The sequence below is a fragment of the Pseudoalteromonas sp. MTN2-4 genome, from assembly GCF_042848605.1.
Classification (GTDB): Bacteria; Pseudomonadota; Gammaproteobacteria; order Enterobacterales; family Alteromonadaceae; genus Pseudoalteromonas.
In genome coordinates this window covers 781,224-794,725 of sequence record NZ_BTGK01000002.1, presented here as the reverse complement: position 1 = coordinate 794,725, position 13,502 = coordinate 781,224, and the positions used below count along the sequence as shown (strand labels likewise).

At 38.5% G+C, this 13,502-nt stretch carries 11 protein-coding genes; 8 read left to right on the top strand and 3 right to left on the bottom strand.

Going from position 1 to position 13,502, the window contains the following annotated elements; translation table 11 throughout:
- The first annotated feature begins 74 nt into the window (after window positions 1–74).
- The 8 genes from ACGHEH_RS08415 to ACGHEH_RS08380 all read left to right on the top strand — a co-directional run bounded on the left by ACGHEH_RS08415 (window position 75) and on the right by ACGHEH_RS08380 (window position 11,448).
- Complete coding sequence (locus ACGHEH_RS08415) at window positions 75–2,018, top strand: ATP-dependent DNA helicase RecQ (protein WP_390444195.1); 1,944 nt, start codon at window positions 75–77, stop codon at window positions 2,016–2,018.
- 2 nt (window positions 2,019–2,020) lie between these two features.
- Window positions 2,021–3,196, top strand: coding sequence for an anhydro-N-acetylmuramic acid kinase (locus ACGHEH_RS08410; protein WP_390443934.1), 1,176 nt, complete (start codon window positions 2,021–2,023; stop codon window positions 3,194–3,196).
- 277 nt (window positions 3,197–3,473) lie between these two features.
- Window positions 3,474–6,287, top strand: a complete 2,814-nt coding sequence (locus ACGHEH_RS08405) for a cadherin-like domain-containing protein (RefSeq protein WP_390443931.1) — start codon at window positions 3,474–3,476, stop codon at window positions 6,285–6,287.
- 2 nt (window positions 6,288–6,289) lie between these two features.
- On the top strand, window positions 6,290–8,992 hold the full coding sequence (locus ACGHEH_RS08400) for a TonB-dependent receptor plug domain-containing protein (protein WP_390443929.1): 2,703 nt from the start codon (window positions 6,290–6,292) through the stop codon (window positions 8,990–8,992).
- Window positions 8,993–9,029: 37 nt separating this feature from the next.
- Complete coding sequence (locus ACGHEH_RS08395) at window positions 9,030–9,254, top strand: hypothetical protein (protein WP_390443927.1); 225 nt, start codon at window positions 9,030–9,032, stop codon at window positions 9,252–9,254.
- A gap of 1 nt (window position 9,255) precedes the next feature.
- A complete protein-coding gene (locus tag ACGHEH_RS08390; RefSeq protein ID WP_390443924.1) occupies window positions 9,256–10,401 on the top strand; it encodes a cytochrome-c peroxidase in 1,146 nt (381 codons plus the stop codon).
- A gap of 11 nt (window positions 10,402–10,412) precedes the next feature.
- Complete coding sequence (locus tag ACGHEH_RS08385) at window positions 10,413–10,886, top strand: DUF4920 domain-containing protein (protein ID WP_349287618.1); 474 nt, start codon at window positions 10,413–10,415, stop codon at window positions 10,884–10,886.
- Window positions 10,876–11,448: a PepSY-associated TM helix domain-containing protein gene (locus tag ACGHEH_RS08380; protein WP_390443921.1), complete on the top strand. Its 573-nt coding sequence runs from the start codon at window positions 10,876–10,878 to the stop codon at window positions 11,446–11,448. The genes ACGHEH_RS08385 and ACGHEH_RS08380 overlap by 11 nt, the downstream gene beginning before the upstream one ends.
- A 45-nt stretch (window positions 11,449–11,493) precedes the next feature.
- Here the strand turns inward: ACGHEH_RS08380 and ACGHEH_RS08375 are convergent, their stop codons facing one another.
- The 3 genes from ACGHEH_RS08375 to ACGHEH_RS08365 form a co-directional block, all read right to left on the bottom strand.
- A complete protein-coding gene (locus ACGHEH_RS08375; protein WP_390443919.1) occupies window positions 11,494–11,928 on the bottom strand; it encodes a hypothetical protein in 435 nt (144 codons plus the stop codon).
- Window positions 11,929–12,189: 261 nt separating this feature from the next.
- Complete coding sequence (locus ACGHEH_RS08370) at window positions 12,190–12,945, bottom strand: hypothetical protein (RefSeq protein WP_390443916.1); 756 nt, start codon at window positions 12,943–12,945, stop codon at window positions 12,190–12,192.
- Between the two features lie 157 nt (window positions 12,946–13,102).
- Entirely contained in the window at window positions 13,103–13,438 is a 336-nt protein-coding gene (locus ACGHEH_RS08365) for a gamma-glutamylcyclotransferase family protein (RefSeq protein WP_390443914.1), read from the bottom strand.
- Window positions 13,439–13,502: the final 64 nt, after the last annotated feature.

Here is a 13,502-nt window from a genome sequence, read left to right as displayed (position 1 = left end):
AAGATCGTTAGTATTATTTGGGGTTGATAATATGCTATCTTAGCTAAGCAGTTGTTAACATGGAATTTCGCATCATGACCGAGTCGGTGCTTCATCAAACCTTAGCGCAATATTTTGGCTTCTCAGAATTTAGACCAGGCCAAGAGCAAACAATCACCCAGCTAGTAAACGGCCATTCTAGCCTTGCTATCTTTCCAACGGGGTCAGGCAAGTCCTTATGCTATCAACTAACAGCATTACAGTTACCCGATTTAACTTTAGTGATTTCGCCATTACTGGCGTTAATGAAAGATCAGCTTGAGTTCTTAACAAGCAAAGGCATTAATGCAGCCAGTTTAGATTCCACGTTAAGTCGAGAAGAAAGTCAGTCGGTGATGCAAAATGTTAGAAATGGCAGCACCAAGGTATTGATGATTTCGGTTGAGCGTTTTAAAAACGAGCGTTTTAGAGAATTCATTAAGCAAGTACCAATTTCTATGCTGGTCGTTGATGAAGCGCACTGTATCTCTGAATGGGGTCATAACTTTAGGCCTGACTATCTTAAGTTACCTGACTATCGTAACGAATTAGATATTCCACTGGTATTGTTATTAACTGCGACAGCCACAAAAAAAGTAAAGCACGACATGGCTAGCCGCTTTGATATAAAACCTGAGCATATCGTTCAAACGGGGTTTTATCGCGCTAATCTAGATTTAAGCGTTTATGCTTATCCCGAAGAAGACAAAGTTCCCGCACTTATAGGTTATTTAAAACAGCAAACTGGGGCTGGGATTGTTTATGTAACGCTGCAACAACAAGCCGAACAAGTCGCAAAGCAATTACAAGCTGCGGGCATTAATGCTGCTGCATATCATGCAGGTTTAGACGATGGTCTTCGTCAAAATATTCAAAATGACTTCATGGATAACCAAAAACAAGTGATTGTAGCAACCATTGCGTTTGGTATGGGTATAGATAAATCAGATATCCGTTTTGTGGTGCACTATGACTTGCCAAAATCGATAGAAAATTATAGCCAAGAGATAGGGCGAGCAGGCCGTGATGGACAGTTTTCTGAATGTATCACGCTAGCTAGTTTAGATGGTGTTGCTACGCTTGAGAACTTTGTATATGCCGATACGCCTGAGCAAACGAGTATTCAAGCACTGATAGAAGAAATTCAATCTCAGCAACAGCATGGTTTGTGGGAAATGCAAGAACTCAGTGCGTCTAAGGTCAGTAATATAAGGCTCCTTGCGCTCAAAACCCTGCTAGTACAACTCGAATTAAAAGGTGTGATAGAAGCTAAATACGCGTTTTATGCCGACTTTAGATTTAAATGGTTGCACACGGAGCACAAAATTTTAAGCCTGTTTGATCCAAATCGTCAGCAATTTATCCAGCAAATATTTGCCAATACACAATTTAAAAAAGTGTGGGGTACTGTTGATATTCAAGCCTTAGTGCAACAAGGCCATGACAGAAACCGCATTGTTGCCGCCTTAGATTATTTACATGAACAAGGGCTTATTGAGCTTGAATCAAAGCGAATGATGCAAGTGTATCAAGTTGATGAAAGTAAGTTAGCTCAGCCAGATTTAGCGAAAGAGCTTGCTGACTACTTTATTGAAAAAGAGCAAGCTGAGGTTAAGCGTATTGCTGCTATGCTTCGTTTCTTTGAGTTAAATACGTGCTTGAGTTACAACTTGGCAAGATATTTTGATGACATAAATGCGCTAGAGCAGTGCGGTCACTGCTCAGCGTGTCGAGGACAAGTTGCTAAACTTGAGCAGTCTAAATTAACTGAGTTCCCATCAGATGAAGCATTAAGAAATGACTTGAATGCATTGAGGCAACATTTAATGCAAATAGGTGTTGCGCCAAGTTTAGCAATACTCACCCGTTTCTTAACAGGCATGACTTCACCTCTATCGACATCTTCGAAATTTCGACAACGCGCTGGGTTTGGCTGTTGTACAGATATTCGTTATCAAGCGGTGCTGAGTAAAGTGAAACAATTAGGGTTTGGGGCTTAAAAGTGCGCAAAAACATTGAACAGCTATACCACATTTCACAAAAACCAAAACGCCAGATTATTGGTTTAATGAGTGGTACCTCATTAGATGGGCTAGACATCGCTATGTGTGAAATAAGTGGTTGTGGCACGGGTACCGAAGTGACTTTAAAACACTTTAAAACAGTTGATTACCCTGATGAAGTTAAAAGTAAAATTAGAACTGTATTTTCCAAACCACAAGTATCGCTAGAATATCTCACACTTCTAAACCCTTGGATAGGGAAGTATCACGGTCAACTGATCAACCAAGCTTTAAAAGCGTGGCAAGTTAATCCCAAAGATATAGATGCCATAGCCAGTCATGGTCAAACAATCTATCACTGCCCTCAGCATCAGCATGATTATGAAGATTTTGGTAATGCCACCTTACAAATCGGTGATGGTGATCACCTTGCTGTCGAGACGGGCATAGTCACTTTGAGCGACTTTAGACAAAAGCATATTGCGGCTGGCGGTGAAGGTGCGCCACTTGCACAGTTTGGCGATTATTTTTGCTTCTCATCGAATTCTGAACACCGTGTTTTATTGAATCTAGGCGGCATCGCCAATATCACTTATTTACCAAAGGCAGGTAGCTTCGACGACATGCTGTGTAGTGATTTGGGCCCAGGTAACACCATCATGGACGCCTATATGCAGAAGCACTTCGACCAAGCGTTTGATAGTGATGGCGCTATTTCTTCGAAAGGCTGCGTTAACCAAGCTTTATTATCTAAGCTTTTAGATAACGATTTTGTTGGGTTAGAACTCCCTAAATCAACAGGACCAGAGGTATTTAATTTAGCTTACTTACAAACTGCACAGGAAAGCTCAAATACCACTTACTTGAAACATGAAGATGTTATGGCAACCTTGTGTGAGTTGAGTGCTTTACTAATAGCTGAGCAGCTAAATTACCTTTCAGAAAGTAAAAAACTAAATGTGTATGCCAGTGGTGGTGGGGTGCATAATCCAATATTGATGCAAAGAATTCAGGGATTAGTCTCTACTGACATAGTAATTGAAAACAGTAATAAAATTGATTTAGACCCAGATGCAAAAGAAGCGATTTTATTTGCTGTGTTGGCAAACGAGTGTTTAGTTGGTAATTCGTCTGAATTTGGCGTAAGCATGGGAAAATTATCGTTTCCTGAATAATTTCAAATCATTTTAGTTGAATAAATGAAATAGTGTTAAAGCTCTAATTTTAGGGCTTTTTTTCATTAATTTGACTCATTCATCTCTTACAAAAACACCTGTGTCTTTTTAATAATCTTACTACTCAGTTAAGAGAAAGTAGAATTTTCTTTATATTTCAATGTTTAATAGTGAAGATTTTTTATTCCTAATTATTATATGTAACAATTTAATTTAGTTATTGCTAATAATAATAATTATCATTAGGATCCGTTTCGATTTTAAATGGGATAATCTAATGAAACTAAAACTACTCTCTGTTGCGGTTAGTGCAATCATGCTGAGCGCCTGTGGCTCAAGTTCAACTGAAGCAGACAAAAACACATCGCCAATATTCTCTCAGGCTGAATTCACTTTATCTTTGCAAGAAGATAATTCAGCTTCTATAACGGTATCTGCATCAGATGCTGATGCACAAACACTCACTTATTCTATTGCGAATGCACCAGCAAACGGCATTGCTGAATTAGACCCTTCGACCGGTAAAATAGACTACACACCGAATGACAACTTTTTTGGTGAAGATAGTCTTGAAGTAGCAGTCACTGATGGGACTGAAACGGTTAAAACAGTACTTAAAATCAATGTTGAGTCGGTAAATGATGCGCCAGTGATCGAAATTGATAAAGTCTTGATCAGTGGTGCAGAAGTCAAAAAAGGCTTAGTGTCTGCCACTGATATTGAACAAGATTTATTAACCTATTCTATTACTCATTCACCAGAAAATGGTGAGCTTGAAATAAATAGCCAAACGGGTGAAATTACTTATACGCCGCAGTCATTAACCGTTGCAGAAGATAAGTTTGAGTTAACAGTGACAGATAGTAATGGCGCTTCTGTTAGCAAAGAAATCGCGATAGCCACAGGCTTAACTACCAATGCTGATCGTGCATATTACTATTACGCAAGTAGTCACTCACATCTAAAACGTGCAGAGAGTATGCTGCCACAAGTTAAAAACGATGTGAATTTAGGTTTGCTTAATGCAAATTTAGCTTCAGGCTATGCCGCTGCGGGTTTAACCAAAGAAGTAGAAAGGTTTTTAACCGAAAGTGCGATCGTTAAAGAAGAGCAGCTTGCTGATGCACTTCTTTCAGTCTCAAATCATTACAACAATCAAGGCCTATACACAGAGGCAAATGCATTTAGGTTAAGAGCTAATAACCTTTATACGAAACATATCGCAGATAAAGGGTTGGCCAATTTCAGCTCAAACGATCAAATGTTTTTTGATGAATTGGCTATTTCTTACAGGCAGGCAGGTGAATTCGAGCTTGCCAATCAGAGTTACAATATTCTTGATATTTTATTCAAGACGATTCTAGATAGCGATGCGACAACACAAGCATTACGACTGGTTTTTGCTTTTAGAGATTCAGTTGATTCTGAAATCGAATACTGGCAATCATCCCGTAACGAATCCGACAAGTTGAGAGCTGTTGAAATGAATGACCGTTTATACGGTTACTCTAAATTGATTGCAGCAAGGGAAGTTCGTAACGACAGAAACGGTAATCTAGGAAAGTTTTATCATAGTGTCCGTCAAGTAGCTTTAGGTTTTGTAATTGATAACTATATTAAGCTAGGTGAGTTAGAAGCCGCGAAACTGGCTTTACTTGATGGTTTAGCGCTACATGGTGTAGCTGGCATTGACGAAAACTACCCAATTCTTGCCGATGAGCATGCTGACGTAACACATGTAGAATACCCGTTTGGATTAGTTGATATGGCGCCTCGCTTTGTCGTTTTGTATCCAGAACTTAGCGTAGAAGATATCTTAGCTGTTAAATATGACGAAACCAGTTTCTACAGAAGTATGCTGATTGAAGAGGCTGAAGAAGCACGTTTATTGGCGAGTGTTCGTAATGCAACAAATAAAGATGACGCATTACAAAAAGTACTTAACACCCGTGATGATGAGAACCTTAGGCCGCTATTTACTAATTTATTAGCCTTCAGTAGCAAAAGCCCTGGTGCTTCAACGATTTTAATTGAACAGGGCCATTATGAGGCTGCTGGCAAGTTTGCATTGGAAGCATTAAATGTACTGAAAGACGAAAAATATCTAGCTCAAAATCTTGATACAACACAATTTGTTACGGGTGTTACGGGCTGTAACCTTCTTCTTGATACTTTTGTAGAGCTTAATAGGTTAACCGCTGAACAAAAGTATAACACTTACGCGATTGATGCACTTGCGGCATGCCGTGACATTGCAAATACACATTACTCCACTCCTCAGGGCACAGATGTTTTAATCGAAGACGTTGCGCAAGCACATTTAGATTTAATTAAACATCATGGACTGCTTGGACAAGAAAGCCAAGCAGAGTCAGTGATCGCAAAGGTAAAAGCGTCTATTCAAGCCTATGATGAGAAAGAGCTAAGCGAAAAAACGAAAGACACAATGCAACTTGCTGTGAGTTTGGCTAGAGGCGGTATGCACAGTACTGCAAATCAATATTTGGCTGAGGCTATTGCCCTTATAAAACAGCTTGAAAATAATATTGACGCTGAATATCAATTTATTTCGACAAATGAGTTCTTTAATGAATCGAGTTATAGAGATTTAAACTTTGTTGCCCTCCAAAGTGCGATTAAGCAATCAGCGGGTCAAAATAATAATTTTGCTGCTGAGTTAAACAAAGCCAATGCGCTGTGGGCAGAGCTAGTAACGTGGAATATAGCAAGATTAGATGCGAATGGCTCTGTACAGCAAAAAGCGACTTTTTATACAGTGTTTTCAGAACAACTCATAAAACTGGGTCAATTTGAACAAGCACTTGCGTTAAAAGATAAATCAGGTTTAGGTGAGGTTGAAATAGATTCAATTATCAACCAAGTTGCCAATGCACTCAGTGTTTTAAATCAATTCGTAACAACGAATATTGCGACTGTAGATACAGATGGTGATGGCAAAGCGAACTTCTTTGCGCCTTTTGCAACCGAGCAAATGATCACTGACTCTGGGATAGAGTTAGACCTTGATAGTGATAACGATGGTGTCAATGATGACCAAGACGCATATCCTCTAGATGCGTCTAAAAAGTAGTCATGAAGCATACATTTTATATAGGAGCGGTTAGCCTTGTGCTAACTTCTCCTGTTTTCTCAAATGAAGAAAGCAAGCCACCAACAACACATAAGCAAATTGAACAGTCTGAATTTGTAAAATGCGACACGCAATCAAAGTCAGACAAATGTGGTTCACTTCTCGAAGTAATAGAAGTACGAGGCGATAAAATTAACCCAATTTCTTTCTCGAGTAAGGGGCGCTACAACCTTAATCGTAAAATGATTGAAGATTATCGATTCGGTAATGGCAATCTGAATGAGGTACTGGCAATACTTCCGGGAGTGCAATATGCCGAATCAGCACAATCGGCCGATCAGGTTTCAAATATTCGTCCATCAGAGGTATCTATATCTGGTGCCTCAGGTGCACAAACAGCCTATTTAATCGATGGTGTTTCAAATAACTCTTTGTTAAATGACTCAAGCGAAATGTCAGATAAAGATCTTCTGGATGACGTTGTTGGCCACAGTCAGGAAATTTTTTTAAATCTTGAGTTGGTTGAAAGCATTGAAGTGTATGACAGCAATGTCCCTGCAAAATATGGTGCGTTTTCAGGTGGCGTTGTGATTGCCGACACTAGAAAGATTGCTGATGAATTAAAAGCGGGTTTTAGTTTTAGAAAAACCGCAGATAGCTTTGTAAAGTACAATCGGTTTTATTCACCCAGACATGAAGGTCGATTTAAAGACGAAGATGCTGTGTTCGAAAAAAGTGCTTACAGTGCTTATGTGTCATCGCCTATCACAGCTGACCTAAGCTTTCTTGCCCAAATTCAGCTTTTAAGCTCTAAAGAAAGTGTAGAACGCGTTGGTGATCTAAAGATTGAGCAACAAGAAAACTATAATGCACTGCTTAAATTTGAATATGAGATAACAGCAAATGACTCACTTACCTTAAATCTTTTTCATGGACCATACAGTGGAGAGTACTTTGCTGAAACTGCTAAAAATTCACCTTATTCCGTAGAGGGAGGCGGACAAAAAGCCTCTTTAAAATGGGAGGGAGAACGATCATGGGGGGCTTTTGAAAACTTGTTTGTGTACAAACAAAGTCAAAATTCAAAAGATGCGCCACCAGCTTGGTTTGTTTGGTTAAATCAACCGGGTAAAGCCCTTCCTGAGTCTCACTACTCTAAAACTTTCCTTGAAGGAGGCTTTGGTGATATTGAGAAAAATCAACGCTCAGTACTGTTTAAACATGACTTTGAGTTTTCAGAGATAATCTCAAATGGTTTAGTTCATCAAACCAATGTTGGTTTTGAATATGAGTATTTATATTCACAGTTTAATCGATTAGAAGATTCTATTACCTTCAATGATGCCGTCTCTGCTGCAAACATTAACTGCGCAGGCTACACCATAGATTGTATTGAGAGTGAATATAAAAAACCGCTTTCACAGCTAGAGCAAGAGTTAGGAAGGCCGCTCGATTTCACAGATGAAAGCGATTTACTGCTATACAGTGAGAATATTATTGCGTCTGGCCAATATTTTCAGGGCAGAACCGTCATACCAGCGGCTGAGTCCGAAGCAAACATGAACAAGTTCTCGGCCTATGTCGATCATGAAATACAATGGCAAGACTTAGTTGTTGCTACGGGTCTTCGTTATGATTTCAACGACTTTTTTAAAAATCATAATGTTTCTCCGAGGCTAAGAGGCTCTTACAACTTTTTTAATGATGATGCTCAATTCGTCTTTGGCGCGAGTCGTTATTATGCTAATGACGGCCTAAATTACAAATTAAACGAAGCGAAATTACCCACTTATAACGAGTATAGAGCCGCATTTAATAATCGGGTGTTAAATTGGCAAAGCGCTTTGAAAAACAGAGGCCACCGCCATGTCTACGAAGATTTGAAAACCCCATATAGTGACGAATTTACACTGGCTTATCGTCATCAACTATTCGGTGGCACTGTGGAGTTGAAATGGATAAACAGACGCAACAAAGATCAAATTAATCGAGAAAAAGGGTTTAATGATTCGGGAGAATCAATCCTGTATGGCGCCAACTCAGGTTACAGTCAATATGATCGTTACTCACTGTCTTGGATGGCATCGTTTGATAATCAGCATGTGCAATTTAACGTATCACACGTGAAGAATGTCACGGATGAAAAAACCTTTGATGGTGAAGCGCGCACTTGTCCTGATTTTCCAAAGTGCTTTTTAAACTTTGACTACAACAATGATGAACTCGTATTTCTTGCAAATAGTAGTATCAAAAGTTCCACAGTGCCGAGTACTCAATACGCGTTGGTGACTAAACATGACCTTGATTTAGTCAAAGAAGATTTTAATCGCCCTATTATTGCCAACTTGAGTTGGGGTGGGCGCTTTGGAAACTGGTCTGTCTCTTCATTTATTCGATATCACTCTAAGCAAGATGCACTTTACAACACAGGCACAACTGAATCAGTGAAGAGTGCTTCATCTTTATGTGATGGTTGCCAGCCAAGTGAAACTCGCTACCCAGTTTACAGTATTCAAGAAAGGCCTGCTTACTGGTTATTGAGTGGCAGTGTTAAGTATTCAGTACCACTTGTTGGTAAGCACACCTTGTCTTTCTCATTCGAAGGTGAAAATTTACTTAACAAGCGTACCTATCAAGTGGCGCCATTTTCGACGGGTTTAGAGCTTGGACGGCGTTTTTGGCTTGGCTTAAATTACTCATATTAGAAACATATCAAACACATAAATAATAGGAAATATCATTATGACATCACTACTTTTGACCACAGCCGTTGTTGCGTCACTTTGCTACGAACCTGCAAACGATGTTCATGCAATTCAATTAGAAAAGCATGAACTAGGCACTGAGTTTGTGTCGGCTCGCGAAAATGAGAAAAAACATTGTATTAGTGTGAAAGCATCTCAGTTAAATGCGGCAAAAAAATTGGCAGCTAAAGATCCAGAAATGTTTGAGCTAAAGCATAAATAACATGCACCGTTTTACTACCGTCATCACTTTGGTATTTATATTTTTGCCAATGCTATCATTGGCAAATGATATAAATATCGACAATTTAAGAAAGCAATACTTACAACCAGCGCATTTGTGGCCAAAGCCAACCTTAGATGAGGGCGTTCAGCATGTTGAGATTGGTTTAATACTAATACCAACTTTCCCGCAAGCTAATCCTTTTAGTAAAGAAAAAGTGCTTCTAGGAGAAAAGCTATTTCATGATCCTAGACTGTCTCGCTCAGGACAAATTGCCTGTGCAAGCTGCCATGACAGAGATTTAGGTTGGGCCGATGGTCGCGCTGTGTCTTTCGGTCATGATAGATTAAAAGGTAGAAGAAACGCGCCAAGTATTGAAAACTCAGCGTTTTGGCAAACGTTATTTTGGGACGGCAGAGCAGCTTCGTTAGAGGAGCAAGCCTTAATGCCAATTTTAGATCCTGTGGAAATGAATTTTTCAATTGAAGAGTTGGAACAACGCCTCAATCAAAATGAAGGTTACAAAGCAGAATTTAAAAAAGTATTCAATGCGGATAGGGTGAAAGCAACAGACATTGCAAAAGCGCTTGCCACTTATCAAAGAACCATCTTGTCTAGGTCGAGTGACTTTGACTATTTCATACAATCTTCAAAGCAAAAAAATGAAAAAGCCAAGTTGGCATTTTCTAAGAAATTATCAGATCAGGCTCTCTGGGGTCTGCATTTATTCAGAACAAAAGCACGATGCATGAATTGTCATTCGGGCCCATTGTTTAGTGACAATAAATTTCATAACCTAGGGCTTACATGGTACAAACGTGAGTTAGAAGATTTAGGGCGATTCAAAGTGACGAAACAGCCTGATGATGTTGGTAAATTTAAAACACCAAGCTTACGTGGTGTTATGAATACCAAACCTTGGATGCATAATGGGAGTTTCGCCAATATGGAAGGGATATTAAACGTCTATAATGCGGGCGGATTTAAATTTACTAAAGACCCTAATGATGAAATGTCTCCTGTGACATCAAAGCTTTTAAAGCCTTTAAATTTAAACTACGAAGAAATGAAAGCCCTTGAAGCTTTCTTACATTCAATCACTGCATCGCCTGCTAGAGGCCCTCACCACAATTTTTATGATTATTAATAAGGAATAATATGTATTACAAATCTATGTTAGTTGCGGCTTTATTATTATTAAGCTTTCCAGATTTGGCATTTGCTAAGAATTTAAACTTTGGTACAGAAGTTGATGTGAAGCAAGTAACAAAAATTTCGACTATTTTGCAACAGCCAGATAAATACCTCAGTTCGCCTGTAACAATAAAAGGCACTGTTGTAGGAGTTTGTAAAAAGCGAGGCTGCTGGATGACGATAGCATCTGATAAGCGTTTTGAAAATCTGAGAATTAAGGTTAGAGACGGCGACATGGTTTTCCCAATGAGTGCAAAAGGCAGTCAAGCTATCGCAACCGGAAAACTGAATAAAATCGAGTTTGATCTTGAGCGCACAAAGCAAATTAAAGCTCAGCAAGCCATTGCTAAGAATGAAGTGTTTGACCCTGCCTCTGTCACTGAGCCGTTAGTTATATATCAATTAGTGCCTACTGGGGTTTCGATCCTTGATCAATAAATTGAGAAACATTAATTGGTATCGTTTCAATAGAAGCCTACATCGAGATGTAGGCTATTTTTGCATCGGCATGGTTTTAGTTTTTGCTGTATCTGGTATTGCGGTGAATCATAAAGATGACTGGAATCCAAACTATCAAGTAACACATAAACTGATCCAAGCTCCCGTTACTAAGTGGCATGAAACGAGTGATGAGATTTTACTTTCGCAAATATTTAACTATATCGATGAAGGGTTAGAGGTAAAAGCAACGTATTGGGCCTCACCGACTGAGTTTAAAGTGTTTTTGAAAAATGATGGTAACATCACCCTTAACCTTGATAATCACCAGCTTATTTTTGAACATATTGAAGCTCGCCCAGTTTTTCAAGCTATAAATAGACTGCATTTAAATGAAACCCATAAAGCATGGATAGTTTTTTCGGATTTATTTGCTGGCTTGCTTATTTTCCTAGCAATAAGCGCATTGTTTATGGTCAAAGGAAAATATAGTCCTTGGGGGAGAAGAGCGATATTAGTCGCTTTTGGTTTTATTATTCCTTTGGGTTTTATTTATTGGTAAAAAAAGCTCCGCTAAATTAGCGGAGCTGAAAAACAGCTTAGTAATCTAAAAAGCTGAGAGCATCACTGACACCAGTTTTGCCCCCTGTTTTTTAGCACTTATGAGCCAAGGGGAAATAGCGTTCATTTTTTTGTTTTTAATCGCTTGGCTTTTTATATGTGCATTAAACTCAGCTGAATTTTTTATTGAGCCATGCAAACCAAGCAAGTTAAGCTGCATCAGGTAATCATCGGTTTCACCTTCACCTATCAGCTTTAATATTGCATTCTTATTTTCTAAATCAGCTTTCGTTAAAGTTGTTTCTGCACTAAAACTTTCTGCTCTCGCATCAGGTTTTGTTGCTGATAATGAAATCACATCACCGATCTGTGCATCGTACGGTAAGACGCAATTAAAGGTTATGCCTTCTTTTGCATAATCTAGCTTTAATGTGTCGTACTGACAGGTATGTTGCACACTGTAATTATCTAAGTCGTTCATTGTACGGGGTGTGAATCCGAGCAATAACGGTGAGTGGTTCATAACTTTAAATAGGTTGTTGTATAAGATGATGGATATTATGAGGGATTTTTATTACAGGAATATGACTAACTGGTCGCTTGAAGTGTATTTACTCTAACCTTATGATTTTAAGAAGCTTTAAAATTTATAAAGCTTCTTAAGAGAATTGTATTTGTTCTAATTTAGAGCAGTGAGGTTAATTTATTTAACGGTCTTATAACTTAAAATAAAATAATTTCGCTATCTCAAGGTTACTATGATGTCTTTTAAACGACGTTGTTGAGATGCTCTACTCTTGCTGCCGGTTGCGTAATTGCTGTCTACATTTCCTAACCTGAATCGTTCAACAAGTAAATCAACGGTACAATCTTGGCGGGTATTTAAATTCTCATCTTTAAACATATCTAGGGCGTCTAAATCGATGGTTAGCTTTCCATCATCAGTAATATTGTCAAATGATTCATTATTAAACTGAGTCGCGCCGTCTTTTAATTTGCATGCTGAGCTGAGTTTGACATCTAATTTATCGCCGCTGTTAAAGTTAGACCATTCAATAACAAGCTGCTCTTCTTTAGAAAAAGATTGGTTAGTTTGCGGTGCAAGAATTTCAAAAGGTGCTGGCAAGGTGAGGGTGTTTGTCAGTGTAATATTGTCTTCTGAACGAACGAACTTCACAGTATATTCGGTATTCTCATTAAATTGTTCAAATACAGCTCGATAATCAACATCAAATACCTCAGTATGTTTTTCTAAGGTTTTGGTATCGTTCGCAACTGTGGCCTCAAGTGTATCTGAACTTGATAAACTAATATTATTGCCAAACTCTCCTGATAAATTCAGTTCAGCGATAACTCGACTGTCTTCTCCACCTGATGTTACATAAATATTTGACCAAATTGCTTGGGTTTTTACATTATCGGATTCAGTTGTTTCCGTGGAGCAACCGCTAATGGTTGCTAAAGCGAATGGCAAAACGAGACAAGTTAATTTGCGCATTATCTTTCCTTTTTATAGTTTAGAACGAGTAAAGGTTTAATTTTAAAAGCTTATTAAGCAAGTGTTTCAATTTTAGTGTCAGACTTTTATTTATGTATACAAATTAAGTGTAATTGAGTGTAAATAAAGGTCCGAATTTGTAGTTGGATGAATTCAATTAAGATGCTGCCGCATAGATCCAGCAAGTTTTACCTGAAGCTAATTGTGCTTCGACTCTTTGGTAGTCATCAACTTCATATTCATCGGCTTGGTGTAATTCTACGTCTGTGATTAAAAATACCGTACCATCAACAGTGTCTTCTTCAAGATCCGATTTAATTAGAATTGGGTGGTATTCTTTTCCACTACTTTTAATGACTGCTTCGTCAGTGATTTTAACTTCCCCGAGCTTGTAACCAATCAAGGTATCTTTTTGGCCTTCAAGCAAACGGCCAAATGTATCAAGTTGAACTTGAGGTTGCTGTAGCGTGCCATAAGAGAAAAGAGCGTGCATGTAAGTTTCCCATACATAAAACAAGTTTTGATTGTACAAGAGTTTAAAGCGATTAAAACAGATA